At 35.8% G+C, this 19,913-nt stretch carries 14 protein-coding genes; 8 read left to right on the top strand and 6 right to left on the bottom strand.

Going from position 1 to position 19,913, the window contains the following annotated elements:
* Window positions 1–22: 22 nt before the first annotated feature.
* The 3 genes from H7U22_RS13905 to H7U22_RS13895 all read right to left on the bottom strand — a co-directional run bounded on the left by H7U22_RS13905 (window position 23) and on the right by H7U22_RS13895 (window position 2,935).
* Complete coding sequence (locus tag H7U22_RS13905; protein WP_187071959.1) at window positions 23–889, bottom strand: glycoside hydrolase family 25 protein; 867 nt, start codon at window positions 887–889, stop codon at window positions 23–25.
* A 271-nt stretch (window positions 890–1,160) separates the two neighbouring features.
* A complete protein-coding gene (locus H7U22_RS13900; protein WP_187071958.1) occupies window positions 1,161–2,009 on the bottom strand; it encodes an NAD(P)-dependent oxidoreductase in 849 nt (282 codons plus the stop codon).
* Window positions 2,010–2,191: 182 nt separating this feature from the next.
* The gene (locus H7U22_RS13895) at window positions 2,192–2,935 is read right to left on the bottom strand and encodes an SDR family oxidoreductase (RefSeq protein WP_187071957.1); all 744 of its coding nucleotides are present in this window, start codon (window positions 2,933–2,935) and stop codon (window positions 2,192–2,194) included.
* Window positions 2,936–3,036: 101 nt separating this feature from the next.
* On the opposite strand from H7U22_RS13895, the gene H7U22_RS13890 reads away from it, so the two are divergent.
* Together H7U22_RS13890 and H7U22_RS13885 are read left to right on the top strand one after the other, a co-directional pair.
* Window positions 3,037–3,387 carry a winged helix-turn-helix transcriptional regulator gene (locus H7U22_RS13890; RefSeq protein ID WP_187071956.1) on the top strand — a complete coding sequence of 117 codons (351 nt, stop codon included), beginning with the start codon at window positions 3,037–3,039 and terminating at the stop codon, window positions 3,385–3,387.
* A gap of 183 nt (window positions 3,388–3,570) precedes the next feature.
* The gene (locus H7U22_RS13885) at window positions 3,571–4,797 is read left to right on the top strand and encodes an MFS transporter (protein ID WP_187071955.1); all 1,227 of its coding nucleotides are present in this window, start codon (window positions 3,571–3,573) and stop codon (window positions 4,795–4,797) included.
* A 40-nt stretch (window positions 4,798–4,837) separates the two neighbouring features.
* On the opposite strand, the gene H7U22_RS13880 is transcribed toward H7U22_RS13885, so the two are convergent.
* Together H7U22_RS13880 and H7U22_RS13875 are read right to left on the bottom strand one after the other, a co-directional pair.
* Window positions 4,838–5,818 carry a glycoside hydrolase family 43 protein gene (locus H7U22_RS13880; protein ID WP_187071954.1) on the bottom strand — a complete coding sequence of 327 codons (981 nt, stop codon included), beginning with the start codon at window positions 5,816–5,818 and terminating at the stop codon, window positions 4,838–4,840.
* A gap of 461 nt (window positions 5,819–6,279) precedes the next feature.
* Entirely contained in the window at window positions 6,280–7,650 is a 1,371-nt protein-coding gene (locus tag H7U22_RS13875; RefSeq protein ID WP_187071953.1) for a dipeptidase, read from the bottom strand.
* A gap of 315 nt (window positions 7,651–7,965) precedes the next feature.
* On the opposite strand from H7U22_RS13875, the gene H7U22_RS13870 reads away from it, so the two are divergent.
* From H7U22_RS13870 to H7U22_RS13860, 3 genes are all read left to right on the top strand, one after another.
* Window positions 7,966–8,940, top strand: coding sequence for an SGNH/GDSL hydrolase family protein (locus tag H7U22_RS13870; protein ID WP_187071952.1), 975 nt, complete (start codon window positions 7,966–7,968; stop codon window positions 8,938–8,940).
* Between the two features lie 70 nt (window positions 8,941–9,010).
* Complete coding sequence (locus H7U22_RS13865) at window positions 9,011–9,556, top strand: PH domain-containing protein (RefSeq protein WP_187071951.1); 546 nt, start codon at window positions 9,011–9,013, stop codon at window positions 9,554–9,556.
* Window positions 9,549–11,054: a PH domain-containing protein gene (locus H7U22_RS13860; RefSeq protein WP_187071950.1), complete on the top strand. Its 1,506-nt coding sequence runs from the start codon at window positions 9,549–9,551 to the stop codon at window positions 11,052–11,054. The genes H7U22_RS13865 and H7U22_RS13860 overlap by 8 nt, the downstream gene beginning before the upstream one ends.
* A gap of 184 nt (window positions 11,055–11,238) precedes the next feature.
* Here H7U22_RS13860 and H7U22_RS13855 read toward each other — a convergent pair whose 3' ends face one another.
* Window positions 11,239–11,550: a DUF493 family protein gene (locus H7U22_RS13855; protein WP_187071949.1), complete on the bottom strand. Its 312-nt coding sequence runs from the start codon at window positions 11,548–11,550 to the stop codon at window positions 11,239–11,241.
* Window positions 11,551–12,298: 748 nt separating this feature from the next.
* On the opposite strand from H7U22_RS13855, the gene H7U22_RS13850 reads away from it, so the two are divergent.
* From H7U22_RS13850 to H7U22_RS13840, 3 genes are all read left to right on the top strand, one after another.
* A complete protein-coding gene (locus tag H7U22_RS13850) occupies window positions 12,299–14,596 on the top strand; it encodes an ATP-dependent helicase (protein ID WP_187071991.1) in 2,298 nt (765 codons plus the stop codon).
* A gap of 381 nt (window positions 14,597–14,977) precedes the next feature.
* Window positions 14,978–18,517 (top strand): chromosome segregation protein SMC, encoded by a 3,540-nt coding sequence (gene smc / locus H7U22_RS13845; protein WP_187071948.1) that lies wholly within the window; start codon window positions 14,978–14,980, stop codon window positions 18,515–18,517.
* A gap of 319 nt (window positions 18,518–18,836) precedes the next feature.
* On the top strand, window positions 18,837–19,784 hold the full coding sequence (locus tag H7U22_RS13840; protein ID WP_187071947.1) for a M28 family peptidase: 948 nt from the start codon (window positions 18,837–18,839) through the stop codon (window positions 19,782–19,784).
* Window positions 19,785–19,913: the final 129 nt, after the last annotated feature.

Raw genomic sequence — 19,913 nt, 5'->3', positions numbered from 1 at the left:
CAATGACCAATAAACCAATGAACTATTTTACAAGCATTTCTGCAAGCGCAGTACTATCTCCATTAAAAGCATTAAAATCGACGATATGGCCAATCCCGTTAATTTTAGCTTTGTCAGAATGTTGCCAAAACTTCCACCGGCTTTTATCTAAGCGCAGTTTTGGTTGGTAATAATGTGCGATCCAGAAGGGATATTCATCAAGTTTTCCTTGAAGATTATCTTCATAAAACTTCAAACCAGTATAAATAATTGGCCTCACTTTCGTCTTCATTTCAACATAAGTCAAAAAATCTGAAAGTTCGAGTCTCATTCTTAATGGCGAAACCCCATCAAGCGTTTCAATATCCACAACTGGAGGCAAATCTCCCTTTTCAATATTTACAACTTGGAGAAAAAACTTGGCCTGTGTTTTCCCATCACGCTTTGGTCTGAAAAAATGATATGCTCCACAAATTATTCCAGCTTTGGGCGCCTCTCTCCAGTTTCGTTGAAAGTAAGGGTCTACCTGCAAAATACCTTCAGTAGCTTTTATAAAAGCAAAACTAATCTTTACTTCGTCTTCTTTCATCTCCTTCACCTTTTGCCAGTTTATTTTGCCTTGATAATAAGATACATCGATTCCATGAATGTCATATTGTTTTGGAATTTTAATATTAAAGCTCTCGTATGTTCTATAGTTTGGGTCTTGCCCCCAATCCTTTACCCATCGCCACGTTCCAACAAAACCTTTCAAAATGTAACCATAATAAAAAGGAGAAAGCAGAATTAACAACAAGCCGGCAATTGCAATTTTCCATTTTATCGGAAAAGGCTTCGACTTCTTTTTACGCGTAGATGGTTTTCGGATTGGAGTTTTTCGAATAACAGGCTTTCTTTTCTCTGGTGGCATAGCTTATTTGATCCTGCTAAGTTGAGGAAAAATGTAGGGAAATAAAAAATTTGCCTTAATTGAATGCTCTTTGCTTTTTCTAAGAGGAAGTACTTTATTCTTTTGCGATACTATAACCAACCGACAATAAATTAAAAAAGAAAGCGGGAAAAACCAAAGGCTCTTCCCGCTCATCTAAATTAACGCTCTCAATTATTAAACGTCGATATCCCAAAAATGTTTTATCAAGTTTAAAATAGATAAATCTTCAATGTTTGTTCTGTTAATTAAACTAAACATTATCTTTTGCAATCACACTCCAATCATCCGAGCCATGACCTTTTTCTATCCAAGCATCCATTTCTGCGACAACTGCTGGCAAAACTGTAAGTTTCACATCACTTTTGTTTGCTGCACTCATCATCAAACCTGCATCCTTTCTTGCCATGTCCAGCTCCCATGAGGGCTTGCTGAAATCCCCTGCTCTTAGCTTATCAAGTCTGGCTGGTGCTCCAGCTCCAGGATTCCAAGAAGCAAAAAGTGTAGCAATATCTGCTGAATCAATACTTAAAGCTTTCGAAAGTGCAAGTGCATCAGAAAGTCCGGCGGTCATTGATATTAAAAATAAATTACCAATCAATTTTATCCCAGCTGCCTTTCCTTCTTCCGAACCAAAATTGAGGAGCTTTCCCGTCATCTTCGACAGTTCTGGTTCAACCTTCGCGATTACCTCTTGATCACCAGATACCAGCATACTCCCAGAACTTTCCAGTGCGTTTGGTGGCCCCATAAATACAGGCGCATGTAGGTAAATAAATCCCCTTGATTTCCAAGTTGCAGTTCTTTCAACAGCACCCTCAGCCGAAGTTGTAGTGTGATCTATAATAATTGTTCCCGGCGAAAAACCGCTACTGGCGGCTTCCAATACCTCATTAACTGTAGCATCATCTTTAAGCGTAAGATGGACAATATCTGCGCCCTTAACCGCATCGGCTACATTGGCAAAGGCGATTGCGCCATCATGCACAAGCGCTTCCGCTTTCGATGCAGTTCTGTTCCAAACCTGCACCTGTTCCCCTTTACGAAGCATCGCCTTAACAAAATTCGAACCCAAAAGGCCCATTCCTAAAAATGATTTCATAGCTGTTTATTTATCGGATAAAGATAGTGAATACCCCAATAAACATTAAAGACAAAGAAATGTTCTCCGACATTATATCTTTAAACAAGACTCAATCATTCAGTAAAAAACTAGCATTGATTAATTAATAAAAACAAAAAAAGCGGCATTTGCCGCTTTCAAATAAGTTTAAAAAAGGCAGATTATTTTAACGCAAAATTGAGATAACCACCATCTGCAACAATTTCTGTTCCTGTAATAAAACTTGCAGCATCAGAAGCTAAAAACAATACTGTTTTTGCAATCTCAGCAGGATCACCTAACCTTTGTAAAGCTGTAGCAGAAGCCAAAAACTCTTTAGCTTCTGCTGGCACTGCGTTTTCCAAATCTGGGGTTAAAACTGGGCCTGGACTAACGATATTTACTCGGATTTTTCTTCCTGCCAGTTCGTTAGCGGCAATTTGGGCAATTTTATTTACGGCCCCTTTAGTTGCAGAATATACGCTAGCACCCAAATTTGCAGCTGTGGCAACCGTTGATGAAGTGAAAATTACCGCAGCTCCGTCGGCCAAGTGAGGAAGTAATTTTTGCAGTGTGAAGAAATGCCCCTTAACATTGGTATTAAATTGTGCATCAAAATTTTCCTCAGTTACTTTTTCTATGGGCTCAAATGTCGCAATTCCCGCGTTTAGGAAAAGAACATCTATTTTTTTCCCGCTATCTTGAATTACTTTTTCAAGGATTGAAATCTCCGAAAGCTTCGAAGTATCTGATACTACCGTGTTTAATTTTGGGTTGTCTATTTCTGCAAATGCCTTTTGGAGATTGTTGGCATTTCTACCGGTTATCCAAACGTTTGCACCAGCATTAACAAATGCTTTGGCTGTTGCCAATCCAATTCCGGTAGTTCCTCCTGTAATAACGACGTTTTTATCTGTAAAGTCCATGATTTTTTTAATTGTTTAAGCCGTAAAGTTAGGGTGAATCAATTTATTTAAGTTACTTTGTAACGAAAAGTAACAGTAACTTTCGGGTAACAAAGTAACTTATGACTGAAAATGAATGCCAATTAGGGCACAAAAAAGAAATCATGGCTGTCCACGATGCGATGGATGTGCTAAGCGGAAAATGGAAAATATCCATCATTTCATCTATCTGCTATTATAGTAAAAGAAGATTTTCTGACATTTTAAATGATGTAGATGGAATATCGAATAAAATGTTGAGTAAAGAGTTAAAAGAATTGGAGCTCAATAAGTTGATCAATCGAACGGTTTTAGAAACTCAGCCTATATCAGTTCAATATCAATTAACGGAATATGGTATGACATTAAAAAAAATCATCAATAACCTTACAGACTGGGGGTTAGAACACCGTAAATTTATTACTGGCAAATAATTGATTTAGTATTAAGGGAATTTCAGCGCACAAGTTACCTTCATCTTGATATTTCCACAAGCGTTTTTGAAACAAATCAGTGCGTTGCAACGCAGAAAAAATTAAGCATTAATCCAATTCTAAGCAAAAATACCGCTCCAGTATAGGTGATAAATTTCTATTTTTGCTTCTCGAAACCAAAACATGTTCCAACTTATATTAAACACCTATAAAACTTCTTTTAGTAGCCTAAGCAGAGAAACTTGGCTTTTAAGTATTGTAATGATGTTTAATAGATGTGGAAGTATGGCGGTGCCGTTTATGGGGCTTTACGTTACTCAAAGTTTGCACAAAACAGAAATGGATGCGGGTTTAATTATCACTTTATTTGGTGTGGGTTCCATAATGGGATCAGCAATGGGTGGCAAACTAACTGATATGATTGGTTTTAGACCCGTTCAAATTTTATCATCTATTATTGGTGGCTTGCTTTTCATTTTATTTTCTACCATTACACATTTTTCAACGTTATGTGTTTTAGCTGTAGTCATTAGCTTCTTTTCTGAAGCTTTTCGTCCGGCTAATTTTACCGCCGTTGCTCATTATGCTCAAGAAGGAACCATAACAAGATCTTACTCCCTAAACAGACTTGCTGTAAACATTGGGTGGTCTGTCGGGATTAGTTTAGCTGGAATTATTGCATCAATTAATTACAAACTTCTCTTTATTGTAGAAGGTGGCGTAAGCATTATTGTTGGAATTTTAATTTTATCTTTCTTACCGAAGGTGAAGGATTTTATGAAACAGGCTAAGGAAAATGCAAGTAAAATGATGATTATGAAACCTTGGCAAGATGCATTTTATATGCAGTTTATATTATTAACAACGGTTTTTATTACCTGTGCATTTTTAATGTTTAGAATTGTACCTGTTTTTTTTAAAGAACAATGGCACATAGATGAATTTGCAATAGGCTTAATAATTGGTTTAAATGGACTCGTAATTGCTCTTTTTGAAATGATTATGATCAATAAAATTGAAGCTAAACGATCTCCTATGTTTTTCATTATAATTGGAGCAGTCTTTTTCGCTACTTCATACATTATGCTCAGTGCACCATTTAGCTTTCACATTGCCATGGCAATAATTACTATTGTTGTTTTTACCGGTGGCGAAATGTTTGCTTTACCTTTTATAAACACTATTGTAATTAACAGAAGTAACGAGCATAATAGAGGCCTGTACGCAGCAGGATACACTTTAAGCTGGTCTTGCGCACAGTTAATTGGACCATTGGCTGGCTTTTTTATTGCCAAAAATTTAGGCTATAATACGCTTTGGATGGGGCTTGCACTTATGCTTCTATTGTGTGCTTGGGGATTTAGCATATTGAACAAGAAGCAAGTTAAATTTGCTTTGGAGACAAATTAACTTCAGCTGGAAATTAATATAATTTCCAGCTGAAGCTGAACTATTTTACCTTTTGAGCTTTAACACCCTCGTTTGTAATTTTTACAGGAAGAATATTTCCTTCTGTATCAAATTTCATTTCATCAATGCAGGTAACCCGATGATTTCCATCAGTTTCTGTTAAAGGGCGACGGTGATAAACAATATAATAAGCTCCTTTTTTCTCGTTGATAATTACCGAATGATGCCCTGCTCCTGTTGCAATTGAAGCATCTTGTTTTAATATTTTCCCAACCCTTTTAAATGGCCCGAAAGGCGAATCGCTAACTGCATAAGCCACAGAATAATCTGGTCCTGTCCAGCCACCCTCGCTCCACATAAAATAATATTTACCGTTTCTAATAAACATATATGGTCCTTCAACGTAATTATCTGGAGTAATTTCTTTAAAAATTGTTCCATCTTCAAAAGGAAGAAAACCAGTAAAATCCTTATTCAACTTAGCGATGTTGCAATGTCTCCAACCACCGTAAATTAAATAATATTGGCCATCCTTATCCTTAAAAACAAACTGATCGATTGGTTGTGCACCGTTATGAAATTTATCTACCAAAGGCTTTCCTAAATGATCTTTGTACGGCCCTTCAGGTTTATCGGCTACAGCTACACCAATTCCGCCAATTTCATTATCGCTTTGAATATCGTTCGCTCCAAAAAACAGATAGTATTTTTTATCTTTTTTAACAATTGCTGGCGCCCACATGGCTTTGTTAGCCCATTTAATTGCTGAAGTATCTACAATGTGTTCGTGTTTTTTCCAAGTCACGAGATCATCTGATGAAAAGGCATCCAAAAATACCTGCTCTTTATATTTTGCAGAGTATGTAGGATAAACCCAGTATTTGTTGTTAAAAATTGCTACATCAGGATCGGCGTACCAACCTTTAAAAATTGGGTTTCCAGACTGCTTAATCGTTTTACTATCTTGAGCAAGAGAAGCAAGACCAGCTAAAAGTAAAAGAGATGAGAATAGGTATTTCATGGGTACAATTTATAAAAAAATCTGTGGTTAAAAAACTGAAATGATTTGATTTTCTTTTTTTGGAAAGCAATTCAAGCACTTTTCGGTTGATGCAGTCCCGCCCCCGTTCCAAATCTTTTCTGATAAAAAAAACCAGAAAAGGATTTTACACTTCGGTCGGGTTTAGGTGGCGCAGTGAGGAAAATTATTTAAGCTTGCAAATAGCCATACCATTTTAAGCAAATTGAGGTTTAATAGGCTATTAATTACGAACTTTGCAGGAACAGGCTTATCAAATGGAAAACAAACCTTAGTTAATAAACCAGACAGTAGCGAACACATAGCGTTAACCCTTGCGGTTAACAGCGAAGTAAAGCGAACGGCGGGACTACAGCACCAATGAAAAACTAAACGTTCATTTTCAAAAAAAATCCCTGTCTAGAAAAAAACTAAACAGGGATAAATGAATCTTTTATAGAATACTATTTACTCAATTCTGCAAAATATTTGTGGAATAATGGCAAAGTTTCTATGCCTTTATAATAGTTGAAGATATCGTATTTCTCATTCGGAGAGTGCAGTGCATCGCTATCTAAACCGAAACCGAAGAGCACAGATTTAATACCCAAAACATCTTCAAATAGGGCAACAATTGGAATACTACCACCACCACGAGTTGGAATGGCTTTTTTACCAAAACTATCTTCAATTGCTTTTTCCGCAGCTTGGTAAGCAATACTATCTGTTGGCGTTACCACCGGCTCGCCACCATGATGAGCTGTAACTTTAACCTTAACGTTTTTAGGTGCAATACTTTCGAAGTGTTTGGTAAAAATTTCTGCAATTTCCTCTGAGCTTTGACTCGGCACCAAACGCATTGAAATTTTAGCATTTGCTTTACTTGGCAATACCGTTTTAGCACCTTCACCAATATAACCGCTCCAAATTCCATTAACCTCTAAAGTTGGGCGAGTTCCGGTACGCTCTAAAGTCGAATAACCTTTTTCACCCCAAACTTCTTCAATATCTAAATCCTTTGTGTATTCTGCCTCATCGTAAGGAGCAGAGTTTAAGGCTTTTTTCTCTTCATCAGTTAATTCGATAACCTTATCGTAAAAAGCAGGAATGGTAATGTGGTTATTTTCATCATGCAAGGAAGCAATCATTTTGCAAAGAATAGTAGCCGGATTAGCCACTGCACCACCATAAACACCAGAGTGTAAATCGCGGTTCGGACCAACAACTTCTACTTCCATATAGGCTAAGCCACGTAAACCCGTTTCTATAGATGGGTGTTCCATGCTGATCATTGAAGTATCAGAAATTAAAACCACATCAGCTTTTAAACGCTCTGCATTTGCTTTTACAAAAATACCAAGATTTGCAGAGCCTACTTCCTCCTCGCCTTCGATCATAAACTTAACATTGCAAGCCAAAGTATTGGTTTCCATCATTAATTCGAATGCTTTAACATGCATGTAGAACTGTCCTTTATCATCACAAGCGCCACGAGCATAAATTTTACCATCGCGAACGGTTGGCTCGAAAGGTGGGGTTTTCCAAAGTTCTAAAGGATCTGCAGGCTGAACATCGTAATGGCCATAAATTAATACTGTTGGCAAAGAAGCATCAACAATTTTTTCGCCATAAACAATCGGATAACCAGCCGTTGAGCATATTTCAACTTTATCTGCGCCAGCATCTTTTAATTTCTGCGCAACATAATCAGCCGTTTTTAGCACATCAGCTTTATATTTTGGGTCGGCACTTACCGATGGAAAACGTAATAACTCAAACAACTCATCTAAAAAACGTTGTTTGTGTGTTTCTACATAATTTTTAATCTCTTGCATAACAAAATAAATTTGGGCAAATATAGGCTTTACCAAATAAACGCCATAAAATTAAGGCTAAAAGGTAGATTGAAATAAATATTCTATTAATTAATAAATTAATTGGTAGAAGAAGTGCAGAAAATCATAAAAAATTTGCTCGCATCACGTTTTAGAACCAAAACTTACCGAACTATTGGGTTGAAATAAAAGATTGCTTTAAAATTGCTATAAAGGAATTAAAAAAGAAAAACTGACTAGGAAGTTCAATCTAATTTTTAGTAAATTGCGACTTTTATAAGATATCCTTAAATCCTGTCTGAAAGAACTTTAGTGATGAAATTAAGTGCAATAGTACACCCTTTTTTGCTGTTGCTTTTATGTTTTGGTTTTGTTGATTTTGCATCTGCTCAAAATTCAACTCGTGTAAGTTGCCCAGAAGCAGCACAATTCTATGCTAAAGACAGTATTAACATTGTAACTTTTGGTGCCAGTACTGTAGAAGGTGTTGGCGGTGTGGGTTTCCAACCGATGTTATTGAGCAATTTCCAAAACTGTTATGCCAATAAAGTTGTAGACATTACTAATCATGGTATTGGCGGCCAAACCACTTTTCAAGGTTTACTTCGGATTGATAATGCAATTAGAGATCGAACAGGCTTTATTGTAATTGATATGGGGATTAATGATGCCGTTGCAATTAGAGATAAAAAGCAGACGGTAGCAAATACCGAATCGAATATGCGAGTAATTATTGAAACGAGTCTTAGGCAAAAACTTGTTCCAATACTTTGCACTCTTCAAAATGTGGATGATAGAACTACCGCAAACTTAGTTCCTGTTAATACTAATATTAGAGCAATAAATACAATTTATAGAAAACTTGCTACCGAATACAAAATTTATCTTGCTGATGTAAACGCCGCGATGCGTCGCGATTTTTCGCTTTATCAAGATGCTTTTCACCCAAATGCACGAGGTTATAGGTTAGTAAGTTATGTAATTTTTGATGCAATTAACAAGGCGATATTTGATAAGTTTTTAAAGTTTGTAGTTACCCAAAACTATCCAAACCCAGCTTCTACACAAACTTATATTGATATTGTGTTACCAGAAACAGATAAAATTAATATTCAGATTTTCGATTTAATGGGCCGATTGGTTAAAACTGTGGTTAACGAATATTTAAATACCGGCAAACACACACTGGAAATTAACACCACGACTTTTGTACCAGGAATTTATTTCTTTAAAGTATCTTCAGATTCGGGCCAGTACTCTGCCGCTAAAAAATTCATTGTAGCGAGGTAACAAAAGATTTCAATATTAGTCACATAGTGGATTAATATGTTTTATATCTTTATCCAAAACCCGTAAACAAATGCAATCCTTCACCAATGAAATTGTCGATTTAGATTCACTCCCTAAGTTTGAGGATATTCAACTTCAAAAACCACATGCTGATTATTGGAAAATCATTTGTATTAACTTGCTTATTTTTTTTGGAATAATAGGCATTGGAGCAATAATCTTAATATGTTTTGTTGAAGAAATTAGAGCACAGGCATTTCTTATTATTGGAGTCTACTTAGCTCTAACTTTAATTTTATTCCTCCTTTTTAGGGCAAGTTTTAAAAAGCGTGGGTATGCAGTAAGAGCGCATGATGTAATTTACAAAAGTGGCATCATTGCAGAAACAACTACTATCGTGCCTCTAAATCGGATTCAGCATATTGAATTAAATGAAGGTATTTTTTCAAGAATTTATAATCTCGGCTCGTTGCAGATTTTTACTGCTGGTGGGCAAACCGGGCATTTACATATCGCCGGAATTCCAATTGATGTTGCACAAGGTATCCGTGATTTGTTATTGAAAAAACTTGATATAATTGAAAATCAAACTGCTGAAATTGAAGGTCATGAATAGCGATTTTAGCAAACCACAGCGCCAATCTGCTTACGGAATTATCGTAATGGGTGCCCACACCACGTTTAAATTAATTAAAGCAACGATTTTTCTTTTTGTACTTGCCTTTGTAAAAATGCAAAGCACTTACTTTGTCTACCTTATATTAGGTATAGTTGCAATCACCTTAATAAGTTTTCTTTTCGCCTATTTGTGGTACCTAAAGTTCACTTTCTTTCTGGATAAGGAAAAACAAGAATTTATAGTCAATAAAGGCATTTTTAGTCGAGATCAAGTAACCATTCAATTGGATAAAATTCAGCAGGTAAATATTAACCAGAATATTCTTCAAAAAATAATTGGTGTTTATGGACTAAAGATCGATACTGCAGGTGCTCATGGAGATGAAGTTAGTATTAAGGCTATAGATGAAACATCAGCATATAACTTAAAAGAGCATTTATTAAGCAGAGCAAATATTCTTGCCGAAAAACCAGAGTTTGTTGTAAATAATGCAATAAGTGAGGAAACTCCATTTTTAAAAATAAGTGCCGGAACTCTATTTAAAGTTGGATTGACTTCCAACTACGGTCAAAGTTTGGCACTTTTAGCAGCCTTCTTTTACACTGTAATTTATGAGGGAAGACAGCTGTTAGATGCTTTCGAAGTAGACAAAAACCAAATTCAAAACACTGTAAAAGGCATGGTAACCTTAGTTTCGGTGGCCATTCTGGTTGTGGCATTATTAATTGTTTTGCTGGTTATTAACTTGGTTAGGACTTTTTATAAATACTTTGAACTAGAGATTAGTCGGCACCAACATTCCTTATTGATTTCTTCGGGATTGATTGCAAAGAAAAATACTTTAGTAAGCCCAAATAAAGTTCAGATTACAAAATACAGTCAGAATTATTTCCAAAAGAAAATGAATATGTTAAATATGAGTTTGCGACAGGCTCATTTTGGCAAAAACAAAAAAGGGCACGAAATGCAGGGAAATACCTTAGAAATTCCTGGGTGTAATCCTTTAGAACGAGACGAATTATTAAAAATGATTTTAGGAAAAGTCCCTCCCATTGGAAAAACATTTATCCCCGATTGGCGATTTTTGAATTTACCAATTTTCTTTAAAATGGTGCTTCCGGTTATTATTTTCTTGATTTTAGCCTTTAATATTCCTCAGATTAAACCCTATATATTTATTACAGGAGTTTATTTATGCATTGGAATTTTAATGATTTATATAAGCTATCGGAGACATCGATTAACGGTTAATCAAGAGTTTATTATTAAGAAAAGTGGAATCTGGGATCTTTCAAATGAGATTGTAGCACCAAGTAAAATCCAGGCAATTACCACTTTTCAATACCCTTGGCACAAAGGCGTTGATGTTGGCCACTTAAGTTTACATACTGCAGCTGGGCAAATCCATTTTAAATATGGAAATTATACTGAGATTAAGCAACTGGTAAATTATTGGCTCTATCAGATAGAGAGTGGCAACGAAGATTGGATGTAATTGTGCTGGGAAGCTTGCAACATTGAGTTTATGAACCCATCGATCAACTTGCAAAAATCTACCAACAACATTAGGAGTTTTTTTACCATATAAGAAATATAAGTTCATGTAAGCTGGTTCTTAAACTAAACTTCTTATATGGTATTTTTTATATGAAATATTTAAATCAAGTCCATCAAAAAAACTAAAGCATCATAATACCTTTAATGGTAGCAACTTGCTTATAAACCGCAATTACTTCATCAGCATTTTGCATTTCCTTTTTAACGGTAATGGATACATATTTACCCGTTTTAGATGGTTGCTCTATAAATTTATCATCTGGTAAAATCTTGCGTAATTCTTGTACTTTATCAATCCCTCCTGTTATAATAAACTTGAAATTATAAATGCCCGGAAATTTCTCCACGGTTTCTAACTTCTCTTTTAAATTAGCGTAAATATCTGTACTTGCTCCCTCAGGAATATCAGTAAATTCAATATTATTATCTTCCATGGCAAAAACATATCAAATTCTATTCCTAAATGAGCGGTATGTAATTTTGGCATAAATATAAGGTTTGGTGGAGGAAAACTGAAAATTTTTGATGGCTCAAAAGATTCTGAAACAACTTGTACCCATTTACATCTGTAAGTTACTAATGACAATATTTGAAAAGCATTGATACTTAATTTTCTAAAACCACATACACGAACGGTCGTCATTGCGAGGCACGAAGCAATCTTAAAACGCTTGCTAGGCTACCCATCGTAGTAAGATTGCTTCGTGCCTCGCAATGACGAGGTGGTGAAGCTAAACGCAACCCTTAGTCGATTTCTCGCCTATCATTACAAATAGTATCATTTTGATAGTTAGATTACTAACACATAAAACTTAACGCTTATCATCTCTTAATTTATATGCTTTAAGGAAAATTGACCTCTTAGCATTACGACAGTTTAAGAATTAGCTTTACATTTTCTTAAATTCCTTTTTATTATAATTATTCGCTAATGGGTTTTAACCCTCAATAGTGGTACAAACTTAATTTATCTAAACCTTGGCGAAGCGGTACCCCGTTCCCGATAGCTATCGGGATTTCTTCGGGTTTAGCAAAGCAAAGGACTAACATTCCTATAAAATACAGGTTTAGCTTTCCCTAAAAATGAAACTACACAATTAAATGCAATAACTATTTACTAACATTTTTCGCAAAAGCCTTAAGGAATTCTTATTTTTGAGCCTCAAAAAAACAGGAGCCGATTTGGATTATTTAGAAGGATTAAACCCACAACAAAGAGCAGCAGTAGAGAACACTAAAGGACCGGTAATGATTGTTGCGGGTGCTGGTTCGGGCAAAACCCGAGTAATTACCTATCGCGTTGCACACCTGATTCAAACGGGAACCGACCCCTTTAATATTCTAGTTTTAACTTTTACCAACAAAGCGAGTAAAGATATGCGTGAGCGGATTGGCAAGGTTGTAGGTGCTGAAGCGAAAAATATTTGGATGGGTACTTTCCACTCTGTTTTTGCAAAAATTTTGCGAGTTGAGGCAGAAAAAATTGGTTATCCGAGCAACTTTACCATTTACGATACGGACGATAGCAAAAGTGTGATCCGTGCCATTTTGAAAGAAATGCAACTGGATGATAAATTATATGCAGCCAATTTTGTTTTCAATAGAATCTCTAGCGCAAAAAACAACCTAATTTCTTGGGGCGAATATCAAGCAAATGATCAGATTCAATCTGAAGACAATCAAAATAAGCGTCCATTAATTGGGCAGATTTACGAAACCTATGCAAAACGCTGTTTCAGAACTGGGGCAATGGATTTTGATGACTTGCTTTTTAAAACCAATATTTTATTAAAAGAACATCCTGACGTTCTGAATAAATACCAGCAAAAATTTAAATACTTAATGGTAGATGAGTATCAGGATACCAATTTTTCGCAATATACTATTGTGAAAAAATTAGCTGCTGCCTATCAGAATATCTGCGTTGTGGGTGATGATGCACAAAGTATTTATGCTTTCCGTGGTGCCAATATTCAGAACATTTTGAATTTTGAACGCGATTATCCAGACTTAAAAGTTTACAAACTGGAGCAGAACTATCGCTCTACACAAAATATAGTTGATGCTGCAAGTAGTATCATCGCCAACAATAAAAATCAGCTGGAAAAAAATGTATTTTCTGAAAATGCTGAAGGCGATCGGATTAAGGTTTCTAGAGCTTTTACCGATAACGAAGAAGGTAAATTAGTTGCCGAAGCCATTATTCAAGAACGTAGTACGAAGGGTTATCAGCACAGCGATTTTGCCATTTTGTATCGTACAAATGCGCAAAGTAGAGCCATGGAGGAAGGTTTACGGAAGCTGAATATTCCTTACCGAATTTATGGCGGACAGTCTTTTTATCAACGCAAAGAGATTAAAGATTTAATTGCTTACTTCCGTTTAACTTTCAATCCGAAAGATGAAGAGGCCATTAAACGCGTAATTAATTATCCAAAACGTGGAATTGGAGATACTTCTATCGATAAAATTATTGTTGCTGCAGATCAGCACGACAAAACCATGTGGGAAGTAATTTCCAATGCCCATATGTATGTTGATGGTCGTTTGGCCAATCAATTGAACGATTTCTCGATGATGATTCAGAGTTTCCAAGCCGAAGCAAAGAAGCTTGATGCTTACGATACAGCCCTATTCATTGCTCAGCATGCTGGAATTTTAAAGGAGTTATATACTGATGATAGCGTTGAAGGCCGAAGCCGTTACGAAAACATTCAGGAGTTGTTAAATGGTATTAAAGAGTTTGCAGAACGTGAAGATATTGAAGAGAAAGGCTTGGATATTTTTATGCAGGACGTTGCCCTTTTAACCAATGATGACAAGGATGGCGATAAAAACAAAGACACGGTTTCGTTAATGACGATTCACTCGGCTAAAGGTTTGGAGTTTAAAAATGTGTTTATTGTGGGTTTAGAAGAGAATCTTTTTCCTTCCCAAATGTCGCTTACCAATAGAACGGATTTAGAGGAAGAACGCCGTTTATTTTATGTTGCTATTACTCGGGCAGAAATTAAATTAACAATCACCTATGCTACCTCTCGTTACCGATGGGGCACGCTAACCAACTGTGAGCCAAGTCGTTTTATTAACGAAATCAATCCGAAATATTTGGAGTTGGATGTTAAGCCTGCAAAAAGTAATGTTATTGAGGGTAATTTTGATGATGAACGTAAAACCTGGACCTCTCAACCTCGTGATTTTTTCAGCAAACCTAAACCTGCAAGTACAACCTCCGCACCAGCCGTTCGCCCTAAAACAACAACATTATTAGCAAAAGCACATATTCCAACGCCCGGCTTTACACCTTCTTTACCTCATGAATTTCAAGGTGGTATGGAAGTAGAGCATGAAAAATTTGGCTTCGGGAAGATTATAAGTTTAGAAGGAACACTGCCTGATGTTAAAGCAACTGTGTTTTTCCAAGGTTTGGGTAACAAACAATTGTTATTAAAATTTGCGAAACTGATGATTGTGAAGTAAAAAAAGCCCAAGCCTTTCAACGGCAGTGGCCTCACCCTATCAGTGGTTGTAGCCTCACCCTTTCAATGGTAGCGGTTTATCTTCTTTTGTGCAGTCCCTCTCCCAGAAGAGAGGGAAACAAAGAATTGTGGGTTGAACCAGAGGGTTTAAAGTACTGAGCCTTAAACCCTCTCTTTCAGGAGAGGGAGGCTACAACATTTGCCATACTTCTGCCATTAAAAGGGTGAGGCCCTTGCAAACAAAACTTTAATATTCTCTTTGAAATCTGTGTTTGTTCTGTGTTAAAATCTCTTTGCGCCCTTTACGGTTAACTCTAAACTCAAGTTTGAAAAACCCCAAAATAATCCTTATTATTGGGTTCGGTTCTCCCGTTAAAAAACCATGCAACTTACTCGGTTAGAAATTAAAGGATTTAAGAGCTTTGGCGACAAGGTTACCATCAATTTTAATGAGGGCGTTACGGCTATTGTTGGCCCTAATGGTTGTGGAAAATCGAATGTAATTGATGCTATGCGTTGGGTTTTAGGCGAACAAAGCACCAAAGCACTTCGATCTGAAAAGATGGAAAACATCATTTTCAACGGAACAAAAAACAGGAAACAAGCTCAACTAGCCGAAGTTTCTTTGAGCTTCGATAACACCAAAAACATTCTTCCTACAGAATATTCGCAGGTTACCGTTACCAGAAAACTGTACCGAAATGGAGATAGCGAATATCGCTTAAATGATGTTCAATGCCGTTTAAAAGACATTACCGATTTATTCCTCGACACGGGAATAGGTTCGGATAGTTATTCTATTATTGAGCTGAAAATGGTGGATGAGATTATCACAAACAAAGAACATAGTCGTAGGTCATTGTTCGAAGAAGCTTCTGGAATTTCAAAGTATAAACTTCGCAAAAAACAAACTTTTAATAAACTAAAGGATACAGAAGCAGATTTAGAACGCGTTGAGGATTTACTTTTCGAAATCGAGAAAAATTTAAAAACGCTTGAAAATCAAGCTCGAAAAGCCGAACGCTACTATAAACTAAAAGAACAATATCGAGAACTTAGCGTTCAATTGGCCACGCACAGAATTGCTTTTTTTCGTACCGATTTAAGTGCACTTGAAACTCAAGAACAAAACCAACAGGTTTCTAGAACTGAATTGAGCACAAAGATTGATAGACAAGAAGCTGACTTACAAAAATTTAAGCTAGAAAGCATTAATCAAGAAAAAAATCTTTCTGTTCAGCAAAAAGCAACTAATGAGTTTGTTGCTAAAATTCGTGCTTATGAAAGTGAAAAGAAAGTTAAGAACGAACAAATGCGTTTTCTACAAGAGAAGGAAGCGCGTTTATCTGGTGAATTGGAAAAAGATAGAAATCAGATTAACCACATAAAATATAATATTAAGCGTTTAAACGAAGAAGTTTTAACCGAAACGGAAGTTTTTAATCGTTTAGAATCTGATCTAAAATCACTTAAAACTACACTTGATACCTTACGCGAACAACAGCAGACAGAAAAAAATCGAGCCGATAATTTAGTAAAGTCAGTTAATGAGTTACAAAATCAAGTATATCAATCGCAAAAGGAAATCGATATCCTAAACATTCAAAAGGATGCCCTAGTACAAGAAACCAATAGAAATGTTGATGACACTGAAACAAAAACGCTGGAATTAAAAGCGTTCGATCATGCTTTGGCAGAACTTGATATTCGAGTTAGAGAGAAGCAAAGCAACATTAAGCAACTTACCGAAGCCGAAGAAATTCTAAAAGAAAAGCTTGCAGAATCGGAATTAAACTTAAGCTCTAACAAAGAAAAGCTTACAGCAGAAAATCGTAAAAAAGATGCTAAGCAAAACGAATATAATCTTACAAAATCACTTGTAGATAGCTTGGAAGGCTTTCCAGAATCGATTCGTTTTCTTAAAAAGAATAGTGCCTTTGCAAAAAACGCGCTACTCCTATCTGATATTTTGTTCTGCAATGAGGATTATCGCATTGCAATTGAAAATTATCTAGAACCTGTAATGAACCATTATGTTGTTGATCAGTATACGGATGCACTTCTAGCAATTAACCTTTTAACGGATGCAAGTCGTGGACGGGCAAACTTTTTTATTTTAGAAAATGTTCCGGATAAAAACCCAACTCTTGGCAATTATGATGGCCTAGTATCGGCGTTATCGGTTATCGAAGTTGATAAAAAATATCAAAATCTTTGCAATTTGCTTTTGCAAAATGTGTACATCGCCATTGCCGATCAAGAGCATTTGTTTAAGGAAACGCCAACCGAAAGCCTAACCATTTTAGCTAAAAATGGAAAATACGCACAAACCAAATTCACTTTATCAGGTGGTTCAGTAGGTTTATTTGAAGGGAAGAGAATTGGTCGGGCAAAGAATTTAGAAAATCTGGCGAAAGAAATCAAAGCTTCCGAAACCCTAATTAGTCAATATAATACAGCAATTTCTTCTGAAACTGATCAGATTTTCAACCTCAAAGAAGCTTCAAAAATTCATCAGATTAATACTTTCCAACAAGAATTAAATCGTTTAAACAACGAACATATTTCGGTACAAACCCGCAGAGATCAATACCACGAATTTATTACCACTAGCGAAAACAGAAAGGCAGATATTGCACAGAAGATTTTATCCATTGAAAAAGCTTTATCTCAAAAACTTCCCGCACTTGTAGCTATGCAAAAGGATCAGCAAGAGGCACATATAAATTTACAAGAGCAACAGCTTAATTACCAAGAAATTGCCGATCATGTTAACGACAGTGCTGGCAGATACAATCAAGATAACATTCGTTTTCATCAACAACAAAACAAATTATCCAGCTTAGAAAAAGATTTGGATTACCGTTTCGTTCAAGAAGAAGCGCTGAATAAGCGCATAGTTCAAAATGAAAAAGAGCTTCAGGAAGCGTTGATGCAAATTACTGAAACTTTGCAGCACACTGATTTAAATGACGATACGCTTTTAGAGATGTATCAACAGCGTGAGGAAATGGAAAAAGGTTTAGCTGAAGCAGAACAGACTTATTTTAGTAGTAAAGGCAATATCAATGAGGTTGAAAATAATCTAACGTCCATCCGCAAAAATAGGGAGGAAACAGATTTTATTTTAACTGAAATTAAGGATAAAAAGAATTCACTTAAAATTGATTTAAATGCTTTAAAAGAACGTTTAGCAGTGGAGTTTAATATTGATATCAATGATCTTTTAGACAGCGATACAGAAATTGAAGTATTGGAAAGTGAATTCGAATTACGCCAAAAAGTAGAAAAAATGAAGCGCCAACTAGATGAATTTGGCGCAATTAACTCGATGGCAATGGAGGCTTTTCAAGAGATGGAAGAACGCTATACTTTTATTCAAAACCAGAAAAAAGATCTCAACGCAGCCAAAACTGATCTTTTGCAAACCATTAAAGAAATTGATGATACGGCAAAAGATAAATTTATGCAGGCTTTTACCCAGGCACGCGAACATTTTATTGTTGTTTTCCGTTCGTTATTTAACGAAGAAGACAGCTGTGATTTGATTCTTTCTGATATTAACAATCCACTGGAAGCTGATATTGATATTATTGCTCGTCCTAAAGGCAAAAGACCCTTGTCTATCAACCAGTTATCGGGGGGAGAAAAAACCCTTACAGCAACTGCCCTATTATTTTCACTATATCTTTTAAAACCTGCGCCTTTCTGTATTTTCGATGAGGTTGATGCGCCTTTAGATGATACCAATATTGATAAATTCAACAATATAATCCGCAAATTTTCCGATCAATCGCAGTTCATTATTGTATCTCATAACAAACGTACCATCGCAAGTACGGATATTATTTATGGCGTAACTATGGTAGAACAAGGCGTTTCGAGGGTAGTAGCTGTCGATTTAAGGGAGGTTGCGGCTTAGGCAAAAGGTTAAAGCTTAAAGACTAAAGCGAAAACAGTAGTTTTTTAAATTATTAAATAGGAGGCTTTTTTAAATAACGAAGCAATCTATTTAGAAAATGAAAGCTAAAACATTTGGCGGTCCTCTGCCCTGCTGTCCATTAATTCATTTCCATCATGTTTAACAACGCTTACAGCAAAAGAAACTATGTTTTCCTTTCAATATCCCAATAATTAATATCTTTAAGCATAATTTAAATATCATGTCATTGCGAGGCACGAAGCAATCCTGTCATAGCATTAAGTTTGCTTCGTGCCTCGCAATGACGAAAAGAAAAAATATGAAAATCCTCTATATTCTTCCATTAGCCATCATGCTAAGTTGCTGTTCATCAGTTAAAAAACAAAGTTCTATAGTATCAGGAAAATTAGATACGCAGTTGTTAAAAGATGTAGAAATATTATCATCTGATGCATATCAAGGAAGAAAAACTGGCACAAAAGGTGCAGAAATGGCACGAGCATATATTATAGAGCGCTTTCAAAAACTGGGGTTGAAGTCTTATCCTCAAAACGTTAATTATGCTCAAGAATTTAAGTTTAAATCGAGAGGTGCAGATGTAAATGGAACAAATATTATTGGCTACATCCCCGGCAAGGGAAACAATGTAATTGTGGTTTCTGCGCATTATGATCATTTAGGCGTAATTAAAGATGAAGTTTTTAACGGCGCAGATGATAATGCCTCAGGTACAGCAGGACTTTTAAAAATCGCTGCTTTTTTTTCTAAAAATAAGCCAAACAATACCATTATTTTTGCCTCTTTCGATGCAGAAGAAATGGGTTTGCAAGGCGCCAAAGCATTTGTATCAAACCCTCCTGTTCCAATCAACACAATTTCTATTGATTTAAATATGGATATGATTAGTCACAGTGATAAAGCTGAATTATATGTTTGTGGCACCTTTAAATATCCTGATCTGAAAAAATACGTAGTTAATAATAACTCTAATATTAAAGTGCTATTTGGGCATGATGATCCTAAACTGGGTCATGATGACTGGACCAATCAAAGTGATCAAGGTGCTTTTAATGCTAAAAACATCCCATTTTTATACTTCGGTGTGGAAGATCATAAAGACTATCACAAAGCCACGGATGAATATTCTACTATTACTAAACCCTTTTTTAGCGATGCTGCCAATGCAGTTTTAGAGGTGGTTAAAAGCATAGATAACCAAACTGGCTTACAAAAAACATTAAAAGACAAAATGATTATGAAAAATTAATTAAAGTCTCCATTAAAATTAAACCTGTCCTATCCAGACAGGTTTTTTTATGCCCAAATATTTTTAAATTAATTTTAATTCACTGATTTACATATAATTAAAATTAAACTACAAAAATAGTTTTTAAAC

Source organism: Pedobacter fastidiosus, from assembly GCF_014306625.1.
Taxonomy (GTDB): domain Bacteria; phylum Bacteroidota; class Bacteroidia; order Sphingobacteriales; family Sphingobacteriaceae; genus Pedobacter; species Pedobacter fastidiosus.
Note: the sequence above shows the minus strand (reverse complement) of the source record. Positions and strands in the feature narration are given on the sequence as shown.

Bases quoted from the DNA above. Each gene is read 5' to 3' on its own strand.
- H7U22_RS13905 (WP_187071959.1), bottom strand. From the start codon at position 889: ATGCCACCAGAGAAAAGAAAGCCTGTTATTCGAAAAACTCCAATCCGA.
- H7U22_RS13900 (WP_187071958.1), bottom strand. From the start codon at position 2,009: ATGAAATCATTTTTAGGAATGGGCCTTTTGGGTTCGAATTTTGTTAAG.
- H7U22_RS13895 (WP_187071957.1), bottom strand. From the start codon at position 2,935: ATGGACTTTACAGATAAAAACGTCGTTATTACAGGAGGAACTACCGGA.
- H7U22_RS13890 (WP_187071956.1), top strand. From the start codon at position 3,037: ATGACTGAAAATGAATGCCAATTAGGGCACAAAAAAGAAATCATGGCT.
- H7U22_RS13885 (WP_187071955.1), top strand. From the start codon at position 3,571: ATGTTCCAACTTATATTAAACACCTATAAAACTTCTTTTAGTAGCCTA.
- H7U22_RS13880 (WP_187071954.1), bottom strand. From the start codon at position 5,818: ATGAAATACCTATTCTCATCTCTTTTACTTTTAGCTGGTCTTGCTTCT.
- H7U22_RS13875 (WP_187071953.1), bottom strand. From the start codon at position 7,650: ATGCAAGAGATTAAAAATTATGTAGAAACACACAAACAACGTTTTTTA.
- H7U22_RS13870 (WP_187071952.1), top strand. From the start codon at position 7,966: ATGAAATTAAGTGCAATAGTACACCCTTTTTTGCTGTTGCTTTTATGT.
- H7U22_RS13865 (WP_187071951.1), top strand. From the start codon at position 9,011: ATGCAATCCTTCACCAATGAAATTGTCGATTTAGATTCACTCCCTAAG.
- H7U22_RS13860 (WP_187071950.1), top strand. From the start codon at position 9,549: ATGAATAGCGATTTTAGCAAACCACAGCGCCAATCTGCTTACGGAATT.
- H7U22_RS13855 (WP_187071949.1), bottom strand. From the start codon at position 11,550: ATGGAAGATAATAATATTGAATTTACTGATATTCCTGAGGGAGCAAGT.
- smc (WP_187071948.1), top strand. From the start codon at position 14,978: ATGCAACTTACTCGGTTAGAAATTAAAGGATTTAAGAGCTTTGGCGAC.
- H7U22_RS13840 (WP_187071947.1), top strand. From the start codon at position 18,837: ATGAAAATCCTCTATATTCTTCCATTAGCCATCATGCTAAGTTGCTGT.